Genomic DNA, 22,226 nt, shown 5'->3' with positions numbered 1-22,226 from the left:
GTCGTGACCGACACCGCCGTACGTCGACCGGTCCCGCCCGGCTTCCCCCTGCGCCTGACGGCGCCCGACCCGGGCTGGACGACCCGGGCCGACGTGGTCGTCATCGGCTCGGGCATCGCCGGCCTGACGGCGGCCCTGCGCATCCACGCCGCGGACGGCTCCCTCAAGCTCCTGGTCGTCACCAAGGACGTGCTGAACGCCGGCTCCACCCAGTGGGCGCAGGGCGGCATCGCCGCGGCGCTCGGCCCCGGGGACACCCCGGAGCAGCACGAGCACGACACGCTGGTCGCGGGGGCGGGAGCCTGCGACGTGGACGCCGTACGGGCCCTGGTCACCGAAGGCCCCGAGGCCGTGCGCGAGCTGATCGCGCTCGGCACCAACTTCGACCACCACCCCGACGGCGAGCTGTCGCTGACGCGCGAGGGGGGTCATCACCGCGACCGCATCGCGCACGCCGGGGGTGACGCCACCGGCGCGGAGATCCAGCGGGCGCTCATCGCCGCCGTGGAGCGGGCTCCGGCCATCGAGGTCATCCAGCACGCGCTGGCCGTCGACCTGCTGCTGGCCCCAGACGGCGGCGTCGCGGGCGTCACCCTGCACGTGCTCGGCGAGGGTCAGCGCGACGGCGTGGGCGCCGTGCACTGCCGCGCGGTGGTGCTCGCCAGCGGGGGCCTCGGCCAGGTGTTCTCGCAGTCCACCAACCCGAGCGTCTCGACGGGCGACGGCATGGCGATCGCGATGCGCGCCGGCGCCGTGCTTCGCGACCTGGAGTTCGTGCAGTTCCACCCGACCGTGATGTACCTCGGCCCCCAGTCGCAGGGCCAGCAGCCGTTGATCTCCGAGGCCGTACGCGGAGAGGGCGCCTTCCTCGTCGACTTCGAGGACAACCGCTTCATGCAGGGCCAGCACGAGCTCGCCGACCTGGCGCCCCGCGACGTCGTGGCCAAGGCCATCACCCGGCGGATGATCGAGACCGGCCGCGAGCACATGTGGCTCGACGCCCGCCACCTGGGCGAGGAGTTCTGGCAACGGCGCTTCCCCACCATCCTCGCCGTGTGCCGCGAGCACGGCGTCGACCCGGTCACCGAGCTGATCCCGGTGGCTCCGGCCCAGCACTACGCGTCCGGCGGGGTGGCGACCGACCTGCACGGCCGCTCCAGCATCCCTGGGCTCTACGCCACCGGCGAGGTCGCCTGCTCGGGCGTCCACGGCGCCAACCGGCTGGCGTCCAACTCGCTGCTGGAGGGCCTGGTCTTCTCACGCCGCATCGCCGAGGTGCTGCCTCGGGAGCTGCGCGGCTGGGCAGCGCCGGCTCCCGACCATCGCGAGGCGTGGCTGTTCGCCGGCTCGCACCGCCGGGCCCTCCAGGACGTGATGACCCGGCGGGTCGGCGTACTCCGCAACAGTGCCGGTGTGCACGAGGCCCTGCAGTTCCTGGACGAGCTGGAGGTCGGGGGCGCCGTACCCGGCGTCGAGGCCTGGGAGACGACGAACCTCGTCACGATCAGCGCGGCGCTCGCCCGGGCCGCCTTCCTCCGCACCGAGACGCGCGGCTCCCACTGGCGCGAGGACTGGCCCGACCGGGACCCCCGCGCGGGGCACGTCGACAGCCGGCTCGACGAGCTGGGCCGGGTGCAGGCGGTCTGGAAGGCTTCCCCCTCGACCGCCCCGTCCGAATCCGCCTCGGGAGTGACCGCATGAACCTCACGCCGTACGCCGACCTGCCGTCCACGCTGCTGGACGAGCTGCGCGACGCCGACCTCGACCCCGAGCGGGTGTACGCCGGCATCGTCGGCGCGCTCGGCGAGGACCTGCCCGCCGGGGCCGTCGACGCGACCAGCGTCGCCACCATCGCCGCCGACGCGCACGGCCGAGCAGACTTCAACGCCCGCGAGGAGGGCGTGGTGGCCGGTCTGGGCATCGCCGCGCTCGTCTTCCACGTCGTCATGGGCGACACCGTCACCGTCGAGGGCCGGATCGCCGACGGCACGCACGTGAGCGCCGGCGCCCGGGTGATGACGGTGACCGGTCCGACCCGCGGGCTGCTCACCGCGGAGCGCACCGCGCTCAACTTCGCCAGCCACCTCTCCGGGGTGGCCACCGCGACGTCCCACTGGGTCGCCGCCCTCGAGGGCACCCGGGCCAGGGTGCTCGACACCCGCAAGACCCTGCCGAACTGGCGCGCCCTGCAGAAGTACGCCGTCCGGTGCGGCGGCGGCGTCAACCACCGCTTCGGCCTGGCCGACCTCGCGATGGTGAAGGACAACCACGTGATCGCCGCCGGGGGAGTCGTGCCCGCCCTGCAGGCCGTGCGTGCGGCGTTCCCCGGGCTGCCGGTGGAGGTCGAGGTGACCGACCTCGACCAGCTCCGGGAGCTCCTCGACGCCGGCTGCGAGCAGATCCTCCTCGACAACATGTCCCCGGCCCTGATGGCCGAGGCCGTGGCGATCACCGACGGGCGGGCCAGCCTCGAGGCGTCGGGCGGGCTCACGCTCGAGCGCGCCCGCCAGGTCGCCGAGACCGGCGTCGACTTCATCTCCGTCGGCGCGCTGACTCACTCGGTCGTCGTGTTCGACCTCGGCATGGACCTCTCGGAGACATGAGCCTGCTCGCCGCCGACATCGGCAACAGCTACACCGTCCTGGGCCTCCTCGACGGTGACGAGGTGGCGAGCCACTGGCGGGTGGCGACCGACGAGCGCCGTACCTCGGACGAGTGGGCGGTCCTCCTCCGGGGCCTGCTCACCGACGCGGACAAGAAGGACGCGGTGACCGGGATCGCCGTGTGCGCGACGGTGCCCTCGGTGCTCCACGAGTGGCGCGAGATGCTCGCCCGGCACTTCGCGGACGTGCCGTCGGTGGTCGTCGAGCCCGGCGTGCGCACCGGCGTACCCGTGCTGATGGACAACCCGCGCGAGGTCGGCGCCGACCGCATCATGAACGCGCTCGCGGCACTGCGGCTCTACGGCGGCCCGGCGATCGTGGTCGACTTCGGCACCGCGACGACCTTCGACGTGGTGAGCGCCGCCGGACAGTACGTCGGCGGCGCGATCGCCCCGGGCATCGAGATCTCACTCGAGGCACTGGGCCGGAGGGGCGCCCAGCTCCGCAAGGTCGAGCTCGTGCGGCCCCGCTCGGTGATCGCGAAGAACACCGTCGAGGCGCTGCAGTCGGGGATGCTCTTCGGGGTCGCGTCGCAGGTCGAGGGGATCGTGTCGAGGATGATCGCGGAGCTGGGCGAGGAGCCCGCCGACGTCACGGTGATCGCCACCGGTCACCTCGCGCCGCTGGTGCACGCCGAGTGTCGCTGCTTCACCGAGCACTCCCCGTGGCTGACCCTGCAGGGCCTGCGGCTGGTCTTCGAGCGCAACTCCTGACCCCTGTGCCCGACCCTGTGGACGACGCGGGGCACCGAGTCCCGATCCCCGGCAGCATGGTCCGGGTCAGATCGACCACAACGACTGCGGGGGCGTCGTGTACGGGGAGCCGAAGAGGATCAGGGACGTGGCCGAGCGCCTGGAGGCGCGGGGCGAGGCGCTGCGGGCGCAGGCGCGGGAGCTGCACACACGCAGCGAGACGGTCGAGTGGGCGTCGGTCGCCGCCGACCGGATGCGGGCGCGCGCCCGCGACCGCCGCGACGAGCTGCACGCGGTGGCAGACGCCTACGACGAGGCCGGCGCGCGGGTGCGCGCGCACGCCGACCGGGTGCAGCACCTCCTCGACCTCATCGCCACGATCGAGAAGCAGGCGCACGCGATCATCGCGAGCGCGCTCGACCGGGCGGATGCCGCAGTCGAGGCGGTGATCGGCGGCATCAAGGACGCGCTCAGCGGCGGTGACGAGGCCGACCGCGCCATCGCGCAGACCCCGACCCCGCCGCCCGGCCACCGCGACTGGCTCGACATGCCCGCCCTCCTCCCGGGGATCCGCACGTGAGCCCGTTCGGGCAGCTGCCCGTGCTGCCGCGCCGGGTGCTGCTGCCGCTCGCCGAGCTGGTCGTTGCCGCCCGGCTGGCCGGCGACGTGCCGCTGCCGCTGCGGCTCGAGCCTCTGCCGCTCGACGGGCTGGGTGAGCGGCTCGGGTCGCCCGGTCCGAGCGCCGCCCACGACGACGTACGCCGTGCGCTCGAGCCGGCCGCCGACGAGGGTCCGGGCGGCGCCCTGGCCGGGCTCGCCGCGAGGGGCCTCGTCGACGACGGCGTCCTCACGCCGGTCGCTCTGGCGGCCCTGCGGGTGCTGGCCCGGGGCGCGCTCCTCGTCCGGCTCGACCTGGCGGTGGTCCGCCGAGGAGACGTGGTGCCGCTCCGCGCGTGGTTCGCCGCGGGTGGGGGGATGGTCACCCAGCTGTCGACCTCCGGCGGGCGCGACTACGAGCTGGCGTGGTTCGACGCCGCGCTGTGGACCTCCCAGCTCGTCCGGGCGGTGACCCTGCCTCGCGCGGGAGCCGACGAGTGCGCGGTGCCGGCGTTCGTGTCGATGCCCAGCGAGCTCCTGGTTGCCGGGTGCAAGGCCGCCCGCGAGGGCCGTCCCGAGCTCCTCGGCGCTCTGGCGGCCGACCATGCGGGCAGCGTGCGGCTGGGTGACCACCGCGGGCTCGAGGTGGCGAGCCCCGCCGACACCGCCGCCGTGGTCGCGGCCCTGGAGGCCGGGTGCCGCGCGCGGCTGCGGGTGCTCCTGCGAGGTCGTGACATCGAGCAGGTGCCGGCCGTCGCCTCGTGGCTGCTCCTCGATGACGGGTGGCATGAGCTGCGTCCCGGGCCCGGGGCGACGGCGGAGCTGAGGCGGCGGGAGCCGCGAGACCTGGCGCTCTGGCTCGCACGGCCGGTGTCCGTCGCGGCGGGGGTGGCTCGGTGAGCGGGGAGCAGGTGCCGATCACGGTCAGCGGCGGAGCCGGCGGAGTCGCCGCGTCGTACGACGACCTGGCGCTGCTGGGGACGCTCTACCAGTCGGTCGGCGCCGCGCTGTCCGACGCGGCGTGGGACGACAAGCTCGAGGCCGCCGACGGTGATCTGGTGCTCTCGGCCGTGCTCGCCCCCCAGACCTTCGCCGCGGCCGAGGCGGCGATCCTGGCCGCGACCTACGGCCCGCACGGGCTGGTCGCCCGCGCTGTGACGATCGAGGCGCAGAGCCTGGCGTTCGCGGCCGTGGTCGAGCTCTACCGCACCGCCGACGAGCTGCAGCGGCAGGTGTACGACGCGATGTCCTACGGCGTCGGCGTCGCTCTCGGCGTCCAGCTCGTGCCGGTCGCGCTCACCGGCGCACTCGGCTACCTCGCCGTCCGCCAGGCCAGCCCCGCCCGCGCGGCCGACCTCCAGCAGGACGTCGTCGCCTACCTCGAGGCGCACCCCGAGGTGGTGCAGACGTTCGTCAACGGCGGCGGTGGGCTGCTCGACGGCCTCGGCCTCCACCCGGTGAGTGGGCCGTTCATGCACGCCCTGGGTCTCGACGGCCCGCACCCGACGACCGGCTCAGCCGCCGACGACCTCGGTCAGCTCCTGTTCGGCGACTACTCCGGAGTGGCGGTGCCCACCGAGGGCGATCACCCCTACGCCGTGCCCGCCGGCATCGCGGACCTCATCGGCGACCTCGCCACGACCGAGGCGCACGGCGACGGCGCCATCTCCGTGCAGCGGATCACCGGCGCCGACGGCGACACGAGGTGGATCGTCCACCTGCCCGGCACCGACGACTTCCTCGACGACCACGCAATTCGCAACATGGGAGCCAATCTCAACCTCATTGCCGGTGACGACACGGCCTACGGCCAGGCCGTCGCGAAGGCGCTGGAGCAGGCGGCGGTGAATCCGTCGGATCCGGTGATGATGGTCGGTCATTCCCAAGGTGGAATGCAGGCCGCTGCGCTCGCTGCGGATCCCGGGTTCGGATATCACGTCACCCACGTCGTCACCGCGGGTGCCCCGGTGGCCACCTCCGGAATTCCCCATGACGTGACGGTGCTCTCGTTGGAGAACTCCGCAGACGTGGTCCCCTCGCTCGACGGCGAGGACAACCCAGCCGGCGCTCGCCACACCACGGTGCGAGCCGACGTCCGCACCGGCAGCCTGGGCGCCGGCGACGGCAACCACGGGCTCGCGGTCTACGCGGACATCGCAGGTGCGGTCGACGCGAGTGCCGACCCGTCGGTGGCCGCAGCGGTCACTGATATGCGGGAGGCCGTGTTCCTCGGAGCCGACGGCGTGCGTGAGACAAGCACAATGCACTTCCGCACCGAAATCGGCGAACAGCTTCGTCGGCCGGATATCGCCGATCCGGCCTCGTTTATCCGGAATGCGGCTGCATGAATTGGCCTTGAGTTTTGCTTTTTGTGTCCCACGCGGCAGGATTAGCCTTTGCAAGCATCCGACTTCGCGTGAATTGAGGGAAAAGTTATGGCGCAAAAGGTCAGCATCATCCTGGTCGACGACATCGACGGCGGCGATGCCAGCGAGACGGTGCAGTTCGGCCTGGACGGCACGTCGTACGAGATCGACCTCAGCGACGCGAACGCCGCAGCCCTCCGCGACGCGCTCGGCGGCTACGTCGGCCACGCACGCAAGGTCGGCAGCGGCCGCCGCGGACGTCGTTCGGCTGCGGCCAGCACCTCGGGCGTGAACGCCAAGGAGGTGCGGGCCTGGGCCCGCGCCAACGGTCACAGCGTGCCCGAGCGCGGCCGCATCCCCGCCGACGTGCGCGAGGCCTACGACGCCGCCCACTGACTCCCCAACCGGCTCCCCAACCGGCTCCCGACCGACCCCGCGTCCGGACCGGCGTCCGGACGCGGGGTCGGTCGGGGGCGTCGCGTTCGCTCTCAGCGGACCGCTGCGCTTCGTGACCCGGGAACACGTAGGCTTTGACCCGAGTTGGACTCAGTGAGCCCGAGACTGTGGTCGCGGGTTCGACGAAGGTTTTCCCACTGCCTCACGGAGGCGAGGAGCGCACATGTTCGAGCGGTTCACAGACCGAGCCCGACGAGTTGTCGTGCTGGCCCAAGAAGAGGCCCGCATGCTCTCCCACAACTACATCGGGACCGAGCACATCCTGCTCGGTCTCATCCACGAGGGCGAGGGCGTCGCAGCCAAGGCGCTGGAGTCCCTCGACATCTCCCTGGAGGCGGTGCGCGCCCAGGTCGAGGAGATCATCGGCCAGGGCCAGCAGGCCCCGAGCGGGCACATCCCGTTCACGCCGCGTGCCAAGAAGGTGCTCGAGCTGTCGCTGCGCGAGGCGCTTCAGCTCGGCCACTCCTACATCGGGACCGAGCACATCCTGCTCGGCCTGATCCGCGAGGGCGAGGGGGTCGCGGCCCAGGTCCTGCAGAAGCTCGGCGCCGACCTCAACCGGGTGCGCCAGCAGGTGATCCAGCTGCTCTCCGGCTTCCAGGGCAAGGAGTCCACGTCCGCGGGCGCCGGGTCGAGCGCGGCAGGCGCCGAGGCACCGTCGTCCTCGCTGGTCCTCGACCAGTTCGGCCGCAACCTCACCCAGGCCGCCCGCGAGGGCAAGCTGGACCCGGTGATCGGTCGCGGGCAGGAGATCGAGCGGGTCATGCAGATCCTCTCCCGCCGTACGAAGAACAACCCCGTCCTCATCGGCGAGCCCGGCGTCGGCAAGACGACGATCGTCGAGGGCCTGGCCCAGGACATCGTCAAGGGCAACGTGCCCGAGACGCTCAAGGACAAGCAGATCTACACCCTCGACCTGGGTGCCCTGGTCGCGGGCAGCCGCTACCGCGGTGACTTCGAGGAGCGCCTCAAGAAGGTGCTCAAGGAGATCCGCACCCGCGGTGACATCGTGCTGTTCATCGACGAGATCCACACCCTCGTCGGTGCCGGTGCGGCCGAGGGCGCGATCGACGCGGCGAGCATCCTGAAGCCGATGCTGGCCCGCGGAGAGCTCCAGACGATCGGTGCCACGACCCTCGACGAGTACCGCAAGTACCTCGAGAAGGACGCCGCCCTGGAGCGCCGGTTCCAGCCGATCCAGGTCGCCGAGCCGTCGATCGCCCACACGATCGAGATGCTCAAGGGCCTGCGCGACCGCTACGAGGCGCACCACCGCGTCACGATCACGGACGAGGCGCTCGTCTCGGCGGCGACGCTGGCCGACCGCTACATCTCCGACCGGTTCCTGCCCGACAAGGCCATCGACCTGATCGACGAGGCCGGCTCCCGGCTGCGCATCCGACGGATGACCGCACCTGCCGACCTGCGCGAGTACGACGACAAGATCGACGACGTGCGCCAGCGCAAGGAGGCCGCGATCGACGGCCAGGACTTCGAGGCGGCCGCGCGACTGCGCGACGAGGAGAAGCAGCTCATCCTGAAGAAGTCCGAGCGCGAGAAGCAGTGGCGCGCGGGCGACATGGACGAGGTGGCGGAGGTCGACGAGGAGCTCATCGCCGAGGTGCTGGCGGTGGCCACCGGCATCCCGATCGTCAAGCTGTCGGAGGAGGAGTCCACCCGGCTGCTCAAGATGGAGGACGAGCTGCACAAGCGCGTCATCGGCCAGGAAGAGGCCGTCAAGGCGCTCAGCCGGGCCATCCGTCGTACCCGTGCCGGCCTGAAGGACCCCAAGCGTCCCGGCGGGTCGTTCATCTTCGCCGGCCCCTCCGGCGTCGGCAAGACGTGGCTGTCCAAGACGCTCGCAGAGTTCCTCTTCGGTGACGAGGACTCGCTGATCCAGCTCGACATGAGCGAGTTCAGCGAGAAGCACACCGTGTCGCGGCTCTTCGGCTCGCCTCCCGGCTACGTCGGCTACGAAGAGGGCGGCCAGCTGACCGAGAAGGTGCGGCGCAAGCCGTTCTCGGTGGTGCTGTTCGACGAGGTCGAGAAGGCCCACCCCGACATCTTCAACAGCCTGTTGCAGATCCTCGAGGAAGGCCGGCTGACCGACTCGCAGGGCCGGGTCGTCGACTTCAAGAACACCGTCATCATCATGACGACCAACCTCGGCACCCGCGACATCAACAAGTCCGTCAGCCTGGGCTTCCAGCAGTCGGGTGACGCCGCGGGCTCCTACGACCGGATGAAGGCCAAGGTCTCCGACGAGCTCAAGCAGCACTTCCGTCCGGAGTTCCTCAACCGCGTCGACGAGATCATCGTGTTCCCGCCCCTGTCGCGCGAGCAGATCGTCTCGATGGTCGACAACATGGTCGCGGCGGTGGAGCTGCGGCTCAAGGACCGCGACATGCAGCTGGAGCTGACGCAGCCGGCCAAGAACCTCCTGGCCGAGCGCGGCTTCGACCCGGTGCTGGGCGCGCGTCCGTTGCGGCGCACGATCCAGCGGGAGATCGAGGACGTCCTGGCCGAGAAGATGCTGTTCGGCGAGGTCGGTCCGGGCCAGATCGTGCTCGTCGACGTGGAGGGCGAGGGCCCGACCGCGACGTTCACCTTCGAGGGCCAGAAGGTCAACGCCCTGCCCGACATGCCGCCGTTCGAGACGGCTGCCGTCTCGGCTGACGCCGAGCTGCCGCCCATCGAGGGTCCCGACGACAGCGCCGGACCCGTGGACGTGCCGAAGTCCGACTGAACGACGACCGAGGACGGCCCGCCCCTGCAGGGGCGGGCCGTTCCGTCATTTCAGGTCGGTTCGTGGAGCGCGACGCCTCGACCGGCGCCCTGGGTCAGGGGCGTCCGGGGTCCAGGGTGAGGTCGCCGCCGATGGCGAGGTCGCGCATCAGGGCGTGCGCCTGGATGAGCTCCTGGTACATCACCTCGCGGGCGGCGGCCGGATCTCCCGCGGTCATGGCTGCGACCAGGTCCGAGTCGTGGTTCCACATCGAGCGCAGGATCGCGGGGGAGTAGGTGAGCGCCGCCAGCACCCGCTGCAGGTCGTCGTGGAGGCCGTCGATGATGCGCTCCAGCCGGCGGTTGCCCGAGAGGCGGGCGACCTCGAGGTGGAACTCGTGGTTGGCCCGCGCCAGGCTCGCCCCGCCGTCGCGGATGCTCTCGTCGAGCAGCCGCTCGTCGTGCCGCGACACCTCGATCAGGGTGGTGGTGTCGACGAGCCCTTCGGCGATCCGACGCGTGGCGAGCTCGGCGGCCAGCGGCTCGAGGGCGATCCGCGTCTGGAAGATCTCGTCGTAGTCGCGCACGCTCACCGAGGTCACGATGTAGCCCAGGCGGGGGATCGCGCGGACGAGCTCGCTGCGGTGCAGCCGCTGCAGCGCCTCACGCGCCGGGCCGCGGCTCACGCCGAAGCGCTCCGCCAGCACACCCTCGACGAGGACCTCCTCGGGCCTGAGCCGACCCTCGAGGATGTCGCGGCGGACGACGTCGTGGACCCAGTCGCTGATCGACTGGTCCCCGCGTCGTGGCGGTGGCGCATCGAGCCGCCCGGCGGTCGCGTCGCCCGCAGAGATCGCGCCCGACACACGGCTACGGCTCACGTGACTCCTCATCCCTTCGTCGCGGCCACCGGGTCCGGGCCGTTCCGCCTATCTTGCCCCGCTGCTCCGGCCGGCTCTGCCATACCGTTGACAGATCACTGACTATACAAGTAACTTACGCAAACCTTCAGGAGGCCGGCATGGATGACCCACAGCAGTGCGAGGCACCCCGGGTGCGCACCGGTGAGGTCGCGTTCGCCGGGCACAGCACGTGGTTCCGCGTGACCGGGGACCTGCCCGGGGGCCGCGCCGACCGGGCCGACGGCGGCCCGACCGAGCTGGCCGCGCCGACTCCGGTCGTCGTCCTGCACGGTGGTCCGGGGCTGGCCCACAACGGCTACCTGCCGATGGCCGGCCTCGCCGCCAGCGGCCGCGCCGTCGTCCACTACGACCAGCTCGGCTGCGGCAACAGCACCCACCTGCCCGACGCCGACCCGTCGTTCTGGACCATCGACCTCTTCAAGGACGAGCTGGCCACGCTGCTCACCGAGCTCGGCATCGAGCGTTACCACCTGGTCGGCCACTCGTGGGGCGGCATGCTCGGCGCGGAGTTCGCCGTCGACCGGCCGCCGGGGCTGGCCAGCCTCACGATCTGCAACTCCCCGGCGTCGATGGCCTTGTGGATCGAGGCCGCGCACCAGCTGCTCGCCGAGCTGCCGCAGCAGGTCGCCGAGACGCTGCTCCGCCACGAGGAGGCGGGCACCACGGACTCAGCGGAGTACCGCGACGCCACCGCCTTCGTGTACTCGCGGCACTTCTGCCGGGTCCTGCCCCTGCCGGCCGACGTCGCGGCCAGCCTGGCGCAGGCCGATGAGGACCCGACCGTCTACCACGCGATGAACGGCCCCAGCGAGTTCCACGTGATCGGCTCCCTGGCGGACTGGTCAGTGGTGGAGCGCCTGGACGCCGTGGAGGTCCCCACCCTGGTCATCGGGGGCGAGCACGACCAGGCCACCCCCGAGACCTGGGCGCCGTACGTCGAGCGCATCCCGGACGCGCGGGCACACGTGTTCGCCGACGCGAGCCACACCCCGCACGTCGAGCAGACCGACCAGTGGCTCCGCGTCGTCGGCGACTTCATCGGCGACCACGACGCACCACCCACCTCCGCTCGGGACCGCCACCAACGAAAGGCATCACTGTGAAGAGGTTCTTCGGCAGTCTGGCAGCGGTCTCCGTGGCCGCCCTGCTCGCATCGTGCGGCTCCAACGGCTCCGGCGACGGCTCCGACGGCGCCGACGAGCTGACCATCGGCGGCATCCACGCGATGACCGGTGACCTGGGCAGCTACGGCCCGCCCATGACCCGCGGCATGGAGCTCGCCGCCCAGGCCGTCAACGACGAGGTCGCCGACATCGACGGCGCCATGACGGTGGGCATCGAGACCGCCGACTCCGAGTCGAAGGCCGAGGGCGCGGTCGCCGCCGCTCGCAAGGTCGTCGGGGCCGGAGCGTCGTGCCTGATCGGTCCGATCACCACCCCGGAGTCCGTCGCGGTGCTCAACGCGGTCACCAAGGCCCGCAAGATGACGATGGTGCCGGAGGCGTCCGCCGCGGCGCTCCGCGAGGTCGACGACGCGGGCACCATCACCCGCATCATCCCGCCCGACCAGCTGCAGGGTGGGGCGCTCGCCCAGGTCGTGCACGACACCCTCGGCGGCGCCGAGGGCAAGAAGGTCGCGTTCGCGTTCCAGAACTCCTCCTACGGCATCGGGCTCGAGGAGTCCTTCACGAAGGCGTGGGAGGAGCTGGGCGGCGAGGTCTCGCTCAGCGTCGGCTACTCGGCCACCCAGCCGGGCTTCGAGTCCGAGGCCCAGCAGCTGACGGAGGACGACATGGACGCGATCGTCGTCGCCGACTACCCCGAGACCTTCGGCAAGCTCGCCGACGCCCTGCTGCGCACTGGCAAGTACGACCCGAACAAGCTCTTCGTCTCAGACGCCCTCAACGTCTCGCCGATCCCCGACTCGATCTCCCCCGAGGCGCTCGAGGGGGCCCGAGGCACCCAGGGAGGCGTCGTCACCGACACCCCGCAGGCGAAGGCGTTCGACGAGCTCGCGACCGCGGAGGGCGAGCGCGGCCCGTTCGACGCCCAGGTCTTCGACGCCTCGATGCTCTGCTACCTGGCGGCCGTGGCGGCCGACTCCACCGACCCCGGTGACATCACGGCGAAGGTGCGCGATGTGGCCAACGCCCCGGGCAAGGAGTACTCCTACCTCGATCTGCCCGAGGCCATCAAGGCGCTGCAGGCCGGCGAGGACATCGACTACGCCGGCGCATCCGGGCCGATCCAGATCGGTGAGGACGGCGACACCGAGATCGCTCTCTACGAGCAGTTCCGCTTCATCGACGGCAAGCTGACCGTCGAGAACCAGATCACCGTCGAGTGAGCGGTCCGTTCGCGATCACCTCCCCGGAAGGAGGTCCGTCATGAGCTCGGCCAAGCGGCCGGTGCTCTGGGCCGTGGCGATCGTGGTCGTGGTGGCGGTGCTGGTCGCCCTCGAGGGCGGCCGCGCCGTCACCCAGACAACCCTGAACGGACTGGCAACCGGCACGACGATCGCGCTCGGAGCCCTCGGCGTCGCCCTGGTGTTCGGCGTGTTGCGTATCATCAGCTTCGCTCACGGTGACCTGCTCACCGTGGCGGCGTACCTCACGCTGCTGGTGGCGACCACGACCGGACTCGACCTCGTGCTCTCCGCGGTGGTCGCCATCGCGATCACCGGGCTGGTGGCCGTGATCACCGAGTACGCGCTCTGGCGGCCGCTGCGCACCAAGAACGCCGGCATGCTGCAGAAGCTGCTCGTCGGCATCGGGCTCGCCTTCGCGCTCCGTGGTCTCGTCCAGGTCATCGCGGGCGCCGAGCCGCGCCGGATCGACGTCAACGTCTCGCGATCGGTGGAGCTGGTGGGCGGCGTCCGCATCGGCTACGTCCAGCTGTGGGCGCTGGTGATCGGCGCGATCGCGCTGGTGACCATGGCCTGCGTCCTCAAGTACACCAGCGCGGGGCGCCAGCTCCGCGCCCTGTCGGACAACAAGGAGCTCGCCGAGGCCTCGGGCGTCGACTCCGGGCGCTGGACGGTGGTCACCTGGGCCGTGGCCGGCTGCGCCGCCGGTCTCGCCGGCGTGCTCACCGCCGGCACCGTCGGGGTGATCACCCCGAACTTCGGGTTCATGCTGCTGCTGAGCATGTTCGCGGCGACCATCCTCGGCGGGATCCACAGCGCCTTCGGCGCCCTCGCGGGCGGTCTGCTGATCGGCCTGGTGCAGGAGTGGTCGACGCTCTTCATCGACCCGCCCTGGAAGCTGGCGATGGGCTTCGCCGTCCTCATCATCACGCTGATCGTGCGGCCCAACGGGCTCCTCGGACGGGCGGCGCTGCGATGAGCGGCTTCAGCAGTCCCGACTTCTGGCTCGGCGTGCTCACGATCGCCGCGATCTACGCGACGTTCACGTTGGGCGTCCAGCTGAACATGGGGTTCACCGGGATCACCAACCTGGGCCAGTCCGGCTTCATGGCCGTCGGCGCCTACACGATGGCGCTCCTCGTGCTCAAGGCAGAGTGGCCGTTCCTCCTCGCCTGCCTGGCGGGAGTCGTGGCGTCCGCCCTGTTCGCGGTGCTGGTGGGGCTGCCGTCCCTACGGCTGCCGGACGACTACTTCGCGATCGTCACCCTGGCCGCCGCGAGCATCGTCGTGATCGTCGTTCAGAACCTGGTCGACATCACCGGCGGCAACAACGGCCTCTCTGGCTTCGACTCCAGCTGGATCGAGCTCCAGGTCAAGATCATGGAGTGGCTCGAGCCCCTGGGCCTCGGCAACCAGTTCGCGCTGCCGCTGACCCTGGTGGCGTGGGCGGCCTTCCTGGTGCTCGCGCTGGCGCTGCGCACGCTGCAGCGGACTCCGTGGGGCCGGGTGCTGCGCGGCATCCGCGAGGACGAGGTCGCCACCGAGGCCCTCGGCAAGAACGTCCTGGCCTACAAGTTGCAGTCGCTCGCGATCTCCGGCATGTGCGCCGCCGTCGCCGGAGTGCTGATGGCGCTCAACCTCAGCGTGGTCTACCCGAACTCGTTCAGCCTCGACGTGATGTTCACCGCCACGGCGGTGCTGCTCCTGTGCGGACTGGGCAGCTACCTCGGCATCGCCTACGGCGCCGTGCTCATGTTTGTCGTCCTCGAGGGCGCCCGCTTCGCCGACCTGCCGCTGAGCAGCGACCGGGTGGCAGCCCTGCGGATGATCATCGTCGGCGTGGTGCTGGTCGTCACCGCGATGTACCGGCCGCAGGGGCTCTTCGGGAACAAGCAGGAGATGGTGCTCCGTGGCTGAGATCCTGCGCGTCGACTCGGTCGCGAAGTCCTTCGCCGGCGTTGCTGCCGTCACCGACGCAAGCTTCGAGGTCGAGGAGCACAGCATCACTGCTCTGATCGGACCCAACGGGGCCGGCAAGACCACCACCTTCAACCTGGTGAGCGGCTCGCTGCCGGTCGACCAGGGCTCCATCCGGTACGACGGCCGCGACATCACCACCCGGCGCGCCCACCAGGTGGCCCGGCTCGGCCTGATGCGCACCTTCCAGCTGCCCCGGGTGATGGTCGCCATGACTGTGCTCGACAACCTGTTGCTCTCCAGCCACCGGCACCCGGGCGAGCGGCTGCTCGGCCTGCTGCGGCCGGGTGCCTCGCGCGCCACCGAGGCCCGGGCGCGCGAGCGGGCAGGCGAGCTGCTCGAGCGGGTCGGGCTCGCCGCGAAGGTCGACGAGTACGGCGGGGCGCTGTCCGGAGGTCAGCGCAAGCTCCTCGAGCTGGCCCGGCTGCTCATGGCCCGGCCCCGCATGGTGCTCCTCGACGAGCCGCTGGCGGGCGTCAACCCCACGCTCGGGCTGCGGCTGATGGAGCTCATCCACCAGATCCGCGACGAGGACGGTACGACCTTCCTGTTCATCGAGCACGACATCGGAGCGGTCATGCGCAACGCCGACCACGTCGTGGTGATGGCGCAGGGCGCCGTCATCTCCCGCGGCACCCCGGCCGAGGTCCGTCAGGACCCGGCCGTCGTGGACGCCTACCTCGGATCGAAGCGGACGGTCACCCCATGAGGGACATGATGCTCGTCGTCCACCAGCTCACCGCCGGCTACCGGCAGGGGCTCGACATCCTCACCGAGGTCGACCTCGAGGTCGCCGAACGCGAGATCGTCACCGTGGTCGGCGCGAACGGCGCGGGCAAGTCCACCCTGCTCAAGGCGGTCATGGGGTGGGTGCCGCAGCGCCGAGGCGCGATCAACTTCCTCGACCAGGACGTGCTCCAGCTACGGGCCCATCAGACCGCCCGGCTCGGGATGGGCTTCGTGCCCCAGCTCAACAACGTGTTCCCGTCGATGACCGTCGACGAGAACCTCGACCTGGGTGCGACCCGCGCGCGGGCGGCGTACGTCCGCGAGCGCAAGGACCACGTCTACACGCTGTTCCCGCAGCTGCGCACGGCCGCCGGCAAGCCGGCGGGCGTGCTCTCCGGCGGCCAGCGGCAGATGCTGGCCATGGGCCGGGCGCTGATGCCGGAGCCGCGGATGGTGATGCTCGACGAGCCCACCGCCGGACTCGCCCCGCAGTACGTCGACCACCTGTTCGAGCAGATCCAGGAGATCCGCGGCGCCGGCGTGACGATCCTGATGGTCGAGCAGAACGCCCGCCGCGCGTTGGAGATCTCCGACCGCGGCTACGTCTTCGACCTCGGCCGCAACCGCTACACCGGGACCGGCGCCGAGCTGCTCAACGACCCCCGGGTGGTCGATGCCTACCTGGGTGACACCCGCGACGACGATGCAGCCGCATCGCTAGGAGAAGACCGTTCGTGACGACTCAACCGTCGCGCCTGTCGAAGGTGACCAACCTCGGCGACGTGCTGGCGACCACCCCGCAGAACGCGAGCCGACCGGCCGTGATCGATCTGCGTGGGCCCGAGCCGACGACCACCACCTACGGCGAGCTCGACCGGCTCGCGGGCGGCGTCGCCGAGCACCTGCTGGCTCGCGGTCTTCGGGCGGGTGAGCGGGTCGGGATCGTGGCGCTCAACCGCACGGAGTACCTCGCGGCGTACCTCGGCACCATGCGCGCCGGACTGGTCGCGGTGCCGTTGAGCCACAAGTTCCCGGCCAACGTCCTCGACGTCATCGTGCGCGACGCCGAGCTGCGGCTGGTGTTCGTCGACGACTCCGGACGCACGCTGGTGCCCGACGGTGTGCCCGTCATCGACTTCGACGATCCCGGTGACGAGGGCTTCGCGAAGGTGGTGCGCCCGGCCGACGTCCCCGGCATCGACCCGGAGCCCGGTGCGATCGCCGAGATGCTCTACACGTCGGGGTCCACCGGCATCCCCAAGGGTGTCCCGCTCAGTCACGCCGGCCAGCTCTGGGCGCTCGACCTGCTCGCCGTCCCCTCGGCGGACGGCGAGCCCGAGACGACGATCATCGCCCAGCCGCTCTTCCACATGAACGGCATCGTGGTCAGCAGCGCCTCTCTGCTGCTCGGCGACACGATCGTGCTGCAGCCCCGGTTCCGCACCGAGGACTACGTCCGCGCGATCCGCGACTACCAGGTCTCCAAGGTCAGTGCCGTGCCGACGATGTGGTCCCGTGCGGTGCAGGAGGCCCTGGCCGGCCGGGCCGACCTGAGCTCGGTGCGGTCGCTCAGCCTGGGCTCTGCGCCCACCTCCTCCGAGCTGCTTACCGCGACCTGCAGGCTGCTGCCGGACGTCCGGCTCTCGCTGTCCTACGGCACCACCGAGGCCGGGCCGGCCATGTTCGGGGCGCACCCGGACGGCCGGCCGAGCCCGGACGGCGCGATGGGCTACCCACTGTCGGGCGTCGAGCTGCGCCTCGAGGGCGGCGACCGGGACCAGGGCGTGCTGTTCACCCGTACCCCGGCGGTGATGGACGCCTACCACCACCTGCCCGAACGCTCCGCCGAGGTGCTCGACGACGGCTGGTACAACACCCGCGACATCGTGCGCCGCGACGAGGCGGGGTTCTACTACTTCGTCGGCAGGGCGGACGACATGTTCGTGTGCGGCGGGGAGAACATCTACCCCGGCGAGGTCGAGGCGCTGCTGGAGAACCACCCCGACATCCACCAGGCCGTCGTCGTGCCGCTGCCCGACGCCGATCGTGGTGAGGTGCCCGTCGCGTTCGTCGTGCCGCGTGTGGGAAGCGAGCTCACGGCGGCTGACGTCAAGGCCTACGCGCTGGCCAACGGTGCACCGCACCTGCATCCGCGCCGCGTCGCGTTCCGCACCGAGCTCCCGCTGGCAGGCACCAACAAGGTCGACGTCAAGCAGCTCCTCGCCACGGCCGAGCAGCTGGAGGCAGACCAGGGATGGGCGCCATGAGCGACCGGGCCCCGGCAGCGGACGACGGGCGACTGGACGTCGCCACTGCCCAGGAGTGGCTCGCCGGGTCCCCCCTGGCCGTGCTGCTCGGTCTCACCTGCGAGGAGGTCGACGTCGAGCGCGGCCGGGTCACCCTGCGGATGCCGCTGCTCCCGCAGCTCGAGCGCGCCGCCGGGACCGGCCAGTTCCACGGCGGAGCCGTCGCCAGCCTGATCGACACCGCCGGTGACTTCGCCGTCGCCACCGTCGTGGGCGCCGGCGTACCCACCATCAACTTCCGGGTCGACTACCTGCGCCCCTCGACCGGGCCGTTCCTGCTCGCTCACGCCACCGTGCGCCGCTCCGGCCGGACCGTCGCCGTGGCCGACGTCGACGTGCTGGACGACGCCGGACGGCTCACCGCGGTGGGCCGGGGCTGCTACTCCGCCAACCCGGGCTGAGCGCGCCCGGCCCGGGCCCCCGCCCCACCACCTGCACCCGCAGCAGCACTTCCGACGAGAGGAAGCCGACCGACGTGAAGGCCCTTGTACTGCACCAGCACGGCACCGTGGACGACCTGACCCTGGAGTCCGCCTGGCCCGACCCACAGGCCCACGAGGGTCACGTCGTGATCGCGGTCAAGGCCTGTGCCCTGAACTACCACGACATCTTCACCATGCGCGGCATGCCGGGCATCAAGGTGCCGCTGCCGGTGATCATGGGCATCGACATGGCCGGTGAGATCGTCGAGGTCGGTCCGGGCGTCACCGGTTGGAAGGTCGGGGACCGCGTGCTCGTGGACCCGTTCGACCGGGAGAAGACCAAGCTGATCGGCGAGATGCTCGACGGCGGCCTGGCGGAGTACTGCGAGGTCGGTGCGCACACGCTGATCGCGCTGCCCGACGACGTGTCCTACGCCGACGCGGCGGCGATCCCGGTCGCCTACGGCACGGCGTACCGGATGATGCACACCCGTGGCCGGATCGCGGCCGAGGAGAAGGTGCTGATCCTGGGCGCGTCCGGCGGGGTCGGCACCTGCTGCGTCCAGCTGGCCCGCAACGCCGGCGCGCACGTCATCGTCGCCGCCTCCTCCGACGAGAAGCTCGCGCGGCTGGCGGAGATCGGCGCCCACGACGGCATCAACTACGCCACCGACGGCATCATGGAGGCCGTCCACGAGCGGTACGGCAAGCCCCGGGTCTGGGGGGAGGGCGGGGTCGACGTCGTCGTGAACTTCACCGGAGGCGACACCTGGGTGCCGTCACTGCGAAGCCTGCGCAACGGCGGCCGGCTGCTCACCTGCGGTGCCACGGCCGGCTACGACCCGAAGACCGACCTGCGCTACGTCTGGTCCTTCGAGCTGGACATCGTCGGGTCCAACGGCTGGCACCGCGAGGACCTGCACGCCCTGCTCGACCTGGTCCGCTCCGGCGCCCTCAAGCCGGTCATCGACCGCACCCTCCCGCTGGAGCGCGGCCGCGAGGCCTTCGAGCTCCTCGAGCAGCGCGGGTTCGTCGGCAAGCTGGTGCTCGAGCCGGGCGCATGACCGACCCGACGGACGACCCCACACCGGTCTTCGTCGCCGACCTCGCGGCGCTCACCCCGCAGCAGTGGGTCGACGACGTGGGCGTCGCCACCGTGCACGCGACCGACGAGATCGGCTTCGCGGTGCAGGTCGTGCCGCCGGGTCGGCAGCTTGCCGCGCACCACCACACCGACAGGTGGGACCACTTCGTCGCCCTGCGGGGTACGGCGACCCTGCACCTGACGACCAGGGCCGGATCGGGCACCGCACACCGGTTGGGGCGAGGGGGCTTCCTCGCCGTACCGCCCGGCGTGACCCACCGGGTGGACAACACCGACGGCTCTGAGCCGTTCGCCTACCTGCTGGCGCAGGCGCCGTACCGCCCCGACGACTTCCATCACGACGAGCCCGGCGACGGGCAGAGCGGAGAATCGACATGACCTTCGTGGACCACCTCCTGGTGTCCGTGAGCGATCCGGGCCGGGCCCGCGAGCGCTGGAGCCGGGCCGGCCTGACCGCCACGGTCGGCGGCGAGCACCCCGGTGGCACGAGCAACTCGCTCGTGCGTGGGCCGCGTGCGGCGTTCGTCGAGCTCATCACCGCCGCGCCGGACGCCACCAGTGAGGCAGGTCGACGGGTGCTCGAGACCTCGGGGCCGTTCAGCTGGGCGCTGCGGGTGACCGACATGGAGAAGGTGCGGGCCGCGGTCGTCGCCGCAGGCTTCGACGCCGGTGACATCCACGACGGTTCGCGCACGACACCGGCGGGGGACGTCATCCGGTGGCGCATCTGCGATCTCGCCCCGATCCCTTTGCACCCCTACATCCCGTTCCTCATCGAGTGGGAGACACCGATGCCCGCGGGTCCGGCCGACGGTCCGGTGCTGGTCGCGGTGACCCTGGAGTGCCCCGACCCGCAGGGGCTCGGTGCGCTGCTGGCACACGCCGGCCTCCCGCCCGCGGAGGGCGGCGCTCACGTGTTCGACGACGGCGACGTCGTCGTCACGCTCGCCCCGGGTGATGGCGGGGTGCGGGTCGCGGAGCTGGCTGTCCCGGACGGGCCGCAGCCCGACATCGAGCTCGACGGCCTGCTCGTACGCCGCGTCGCGCGCTGACCCAGGCTAGGGCAGCGCGTAGCTCCCCGGGGCCGCCTCGACCAACAGGCCGTCCGTCAGGAGCGAGACGACGCAGCGGGCCCGCTGGTCGGCGTCGGGCCACACCGCGTCCAGCCGCGAGCGGTGCACCGGGCCGTCGGTCTCGCGGAGCACGGCCATGATCCGGCCGCGACACTGGCGATCCGTCCCGGCCCAGGCCTGTCCACGGCGCGGAGGTCCGTCGTACGCCGGGAAGCCCGCCAGCCGCCACGCGCACAGGTCGGCGACCGGGCAGTCCGCGCAACGGGGCGTGGCAGCGGTGCACACGAGTGCGCCGAGCTCCATCACGGCGACGGCCCACGTGGCGGCGGTGGCTGCGTCGTCCGGCAGCAACTCGGTGGCGAGGTCGCGTTCGGCCCGGGTGACCGACGGCGGCGGGAACTCCACGCCGCCGCCGGTGCGGGCGAAGACCCGGCGCACGTTGGTGTCGAGCACGACGTGCCGGCGGCCGAAGGCGAAGCTGGCCACGGCCGCCGCGGTGTAGTCGCCGACGCCCGGCAGCGCCAGCAGGTCGTCGTACGACGCGGGCACCTCACCGCCGTGCCGTTCGACGATGGCCTGGGCCGCCGCGTGCAGTCGAAGGGCGCGGCGCGGGTAGCCCAGCCGACCCCAGGCACGCACGGCCTCGCCCGCCGGCTCGGCGGCCAGGTCGGCGGGCCGCGGCCAGCGCTCCAGCCAGGCGTCGTGCACCGGGAGCACGCGGGCCACCGGCGTCTGCTGGAGCATGAGCTCCGAGACGAGCACCGACCACGCGGTCGCCTCGGGCCGGCGCCACGGCAGGTCACGCTGGTGGGCGTCGTACCACCGCAGGATCGGCGCGTGCAGGTCGCTCATCGCGGCCGATGGTACGGCGCCCGGAGTGGCAACCCGATCCGGCCTGCCCGGCTGGCTAGCGTGGCGGCCATGACCGCGCTGACCACACCGAAGGGTCCGTTGCCCCCTCGGGTGTACTGGGTTCGCCGGGTGCTGCTGCTGAGCGTGGTGTTCCTCCTGGTCTTCGGGATCGCGCGAGTGCTCGGCGGTGGCTCCGACGCGAAGTCCGATCCGCCGAAGGCGACGCGTGCGGCGGCCTCGTCATCGGCCGGCAGCTCGACCGGCGACCCGGCCAGCCCGCCGGCGACTCCTGCCACGTCGCCAGCCACGTCGTCAGCCACCGACACGGCCGCGCCGCCCTCCGGGTCGCCGCCCGCCGACCCGGGCAGGAAGAAGAAGCGCACCAAGGCGAGCAAGGTGGAGGAGACCCCGGAGGCGCCGGTGATGCCGACCCCGACCGGCGTCTGCACCAACGAGGACGTCGCCATCGCGCCGACCGCCGACGGCGCCACGGCGGGCGGCCAGGTTCAGTTCCTGCTGAACCTGCGCACCAAGGTGACGCCGGCGTGCACGTGGCAGGTCTCCGCCGACACCCTCACCCTCAAGATCACCTCGGGCGACGACGACATCTGGGCGAGCCGCGAGTGTCGCAAGTCCATCCCGACCCAGGACGTCACCCTCTACAAGGACTACGACACGACCGTGCCGGTGGTGTGGAGCGGCCGCCGCTCCGACGAGGAGTGCTCCAAGCTGACCGAGTGGGCCGCCGCCGGGTGGTACCACCTGTTCGCCGCGACGTACGCCGGTGAGCCGGTCGACGTGCAGTTCGAGCTCGGGGTCCCCGCGCCGGTCACGGTCACGAAGACCGCCGAGCCCCCGAAGGACACCAAGGGCAAGAAGAAGGGCGACGCCTCGCCCTCGGGTGCGGTCGAGCCGAACGGCGGCTGACCGCGAGCTTGCCCGGGGGGTAGTCCGGTGCAAAAGCGGGGTTTCTGGG

22 protein-coding genes are annotated in these 22,226 nt (G+C 71.7%); 20 read left to right on the top strand and 2 right to left on the bottom strand.

The features are described from left to right. The first annotated feature begins 3 nt into the window (after nucleotides 1–3). From ACP7BP_RS04025 to ACP7BP_RS03990, 8 genes are all read left to right on the top strand, one after another. Nucleotides 4–1,701: an L-aspartate oxidase gene (locus ACP7BP_RS04025; RefSeq protein WP_426242720.1), complete on the top strand. Its 1,698-nt coding sequence runs from the start codon at nucleotides 4–6 to the stop codon at nucleotides 1,699–1,701. Further along, the gene (gene nadC, locus ACP7BP_RS04020; protein WP_426242718.1) at nucleotides 1,698–2,603 is read left to right on the top strand and encodes a carboxylating nicotinate-nucleotide diphosphorylase; all 906 of its coding nucleotides are present in this window, start codon (nucleotides 1,698–1,700) and stop codon (nucleotides 2,601–2,603) included. The genes ACP7BP_RS04025 and nadC overlap by 4 nt, the downstream gene beginning before the upstream one ends. Continuing rightward, the gene (locus ACP7BP_RS04015) at nucleotides 2,600–3,376 is read left to right on the top strand and encodes a type III pantothenate kinase (RefSeq protein WP_426242717.1); all 777 of its coding nucleotides are present in this window, start codon (nucleotides 2,600–2,602) and stop codon (nucleotides 3,374–3,376) included. Before nadC ends, ACP7BP_RS04015 begins: the two co-directional genes overlap by 4 nt. Before the next feature lie 127 nt (nucleotides 3,377–3,503). Then, nucleotides 3,504–3,935 (top strand): hypothetical protein, encoded by a 432-nt coding sequence (locus ACP7BP_RS04010; protein ID WP_426242715.1) that lies wholly within the window; start codon nucleotides 3,504–3,506, stop codon nucleotides 3,933–3,935. Next, nucleotides 3,932–4,852, top strand: coding sequence for a hypothetical protein (locus tag ACP7BP_RS04005; protein WP_426242713.1), 921 nt, complete (start codon nucleotides 3,932–3,934; stop codon nucleotides 4,850–4,852). The genes ACP7BP_RS04010 and ACP7BP_RS04005 overlap by 4 nt, the downstream gene beginning before the upstream one ends. Then, nucleotides 4,849–6,300, top strand: a complete 1,452-nt coding sequence (locus ACP7BP_RS04000) for a hypothetical protein (protein WP_426242712.1) — start codon at nucleotides 4,849–4,851, stop codon at nucleotides 6,298–6,300. The genes ACP7BP_RS04005 and ACP7BP_RS04000 overlap by 4 nt, the downstream gene beginning before the upstream one ends. 87 nt (nucleotides 6,301–6,387) lie before the next feature. Then, on the top strand, nucleotides 6,388–6,714 hold the full coding sequence (locus tag ACP7BP_RS03995; RefSeq protein WP_426242710.1) for a histone-like nucleoid-structuring protein Lsr2: 327 nt from the start codon (nucleotides 6,388–6,390) through the stop codon (nucleotides 6,712–6,714). Nucleotides 6,715–6,937: 223 nt separating this feature from the next. Next, nucleotides 6,938–9,520: an ATP-dependent Clp protease ATP-binding subunit gene (locus tag ACP7BP_RS03990; RefSeq protein WP_426242708.1), complete on the top strand. Its 2,583-nt coding sequence runs from the start codon at nucleotides 6,938–6,940 to the stop codon at nucleotides 9,518–9,520. 94 nt (nucleotides 9,521–9,614) lie between these two features. Here ACP7BP_RS03990 and ACP7BP_RS03985 read toward each other — a convergent pair whose 3' ends face one another. Then, nucleotides 9,615–10,379, bottom strand: a complete 765-nt coding sequence (locus tag ACP7BP_RS03985) for a GntR family transcriptional regulator (protein WP_426242706.1) — start codon at nucleotides 10,377–10,379, stop codon at nucleotides 9,615–9,617. Between the two features lie 140 nt (nucleotides 10,380–10,519). Between ACP7BP_RS03985 and ACP7BP_RS03980 the strand changes: the two genes are divergently transcribed. The 11 genes from ACP7BP_RS03980 (at nucleotide 10,520) to ACP7BP_RS03930 (ending at nucleotide 20,377) form a co-directional block, all read left to right on the top strand. Then, complete coding sequence (locus tag ACP7BP_RS03980) at nucleotides 10,520–11,524, top strand: proline iminopeptidase-family hydrolase (protein WP_426242704.1); 1,005 nt, start codon at nucleotides 10,520–10,522, stop codon at nucleotides 11,522–11,524. Further along, complete coding sequence (locus ACP7BP_RS03975) at nucleotides 11,521–12,768, top strand: ABC transporter substrate-binding protein (RefSeq protein WP_426242702.1); 1,248 nt, start codon at nucleotides 11,521–11,523, stop codon at nucleotides 12,766–12,768. Before ACP7BP_RS03980 ends, ACP7BP_RS03975 begins: the two co-directional genes overlap by 4 nt. A gap of 40 nt (nucleotides 12,769–12,808) precedes the next feature. After that, nucleotides 12,809–13,765 carry a branched-chain amino acid ABC transporter permease gene (locus tag ACP7BP_RS03970; RefSeq protein ID WP_426242700.1) on the top strand — a complete coding sequence of 319 codons (957 nt, stop codon included), beginning with the start codon at nucleotides 12,809–12,811 and terminating at the stop codon, nucleotides 13,763–13,765. Then, a complete protein-coding gene (locus ACP7BP_RS03965) occupies nucleotides 13,762–14,703 on the top strand; it encodes a branched-chain amino acid ABC transporter permease (RefSeq protein ID WP_426242698.1) in 942 nt (313 codons plus the stop codon). The genes ACP7BP_RS03970 and ACP7BP_RS03965 overlap by 4 nt, the downstream gene beginning before the upstream one ends. Then, complete coding sequence (locus ACP7BP_RS03960; protein WP_426242696.1) at nucleotides 14,696–15,472, top strand: ABC transporter ATP-binding protein; 777 nt, start codon at nucleotides 14,696–14,698, stop codon at nucleotides 15,470–15,472. The genes ACP7BP_RS03965 and ACP7BP_RS03960 overlap by 8 nt, the downstream gene beginning before the upstream one ends. Further along, entirely contained in the window at nucleotides 15,469–16,230 is a 762-nt protein-coding gene (locus tag ACP7BP_RS03955; RefSeq protein ID WP_426242694.1) for an ABC transporter ATP-binding protein, read from the top strand. The genes ACP7BP_RS03960 and ACP7BP_RS03955 overlap by 4 nt, the downstream gene beginning before the upstream one ends. Beyond that, complete coding sequence (locus tag ACP7BP_RS03950; protein ID WP_426242692.1) at nucleotides 16,227–17,759, top strand: class I adenylate-forming enzyme family protein; 1,533 nt, start codon at nucleotides 16,227–16,229, stop codon at nucleotides 17,757–17,759. Before ACP7BP_RS03955 ends, ACP7BP_RS03950 begins: the two co-directional genes overlap by 4 nt. Next, the gene (locus ACP7BP_RS03945) at nucleotides 17,756–18,199 is read left to right on the top strand and encodes a PaaI family thioesterase (RefSeq protein ID WP_426242690.1); all 444 of its coding nucleotides are present in this window, start codon (nucleotides 17,756–17,758) and stop codon (nucleotides 18,197–18,199) included. The genes ACP7BP_RS03950 and ACP7BP_RS03945 overlap by 4 nt, the downstream gene beginning before the upstream one ends. 74 nt (nucleotides 18,200–18,273) lie before the next feature. Beyond that, nucleotides 18,274–19,284, top strand: a complete 1,011-nt coding sequence (locus ACP7BP_RS03940; protein ID WP_426242689.1) for a zinc-binding dehydrogenase — start codon at nucleotides 18,274–18,276, stop codon at nucleotides 19,282–19,284. Beyond that, entirely contained in the window at nucleotides 19,281–19,703 is a 423-nt protein-coding gene (locus tag ACP7BP_RS03935; RefSeq protein WP_426242687.1) for a cupin domain-containing protein, read from the top strand. The genes ACP7BP_RS03940 and ACP7BP_RS03935 overlap by 4 nt, the downstream gene beginning before the upstream one ends. Beyond that, nucleotides 19,700–20,377, top strand: a complete 678-nt coding sequence (locus tag ACP7BP_RS03930; protein ID WP_426242686.1) for a VOC family protein — start codon at nucleotides 19,700–19,702, stop codon at nucleotides 20,375–20,377. Before ACP7BP_RS03935 ends, ACP7BP_RS03930 begins: the two co-directional genes overlap by 4 nt. 6 nt (nucleotides 20,378–20,383) lie before the next feature. Here the strand turns inward: ACP7BP_RS03930 and ACP7BP_RS03925 are convergent, their stop codons facing one another. Further along, nucleotides 20,384–21,250, bottom strand: coding sequence for an A/G-specific adenine glycosylase (locus ACP7BP_RS03925; protein WP_426242684.1), 867 nt, complete (start codon nucleotides 21,248–21,250; stop codon nucleotides 20,384–20,386). 69 nt (nucleotides 21,251–21,319) lie between these two features. Between ACP7BP_RS03925 and ACP7BP_RS03920 the strand changes: the two genes are divergently transcribed. Then, entirely contained in the window at nucleotides 21,320–22,177 is an 858-nt protein-coding gene (locus ACP7BP_RS03920; protein WP_426242682.1) for a hypothetical protein, read from the top strand. The last annotated feature ends 49 nt before the right edge of the window (nucleotides 22,178–22,226 follow it).

This window comes from Nocardioides sp. LHG3406-4 (genome assembly GCF_049897745.1).
Taxonomy (GTDB): domain Bacteria; phylum Actinomycetota; class Actinomycetes; order Propionibacteriales; family Nocardioidaceae; genus Nocardioides.
Note: the sequence above shows the minus strand (reverse complement) of the source record. Positions and strands in the feature narration are given on the sequence as shown.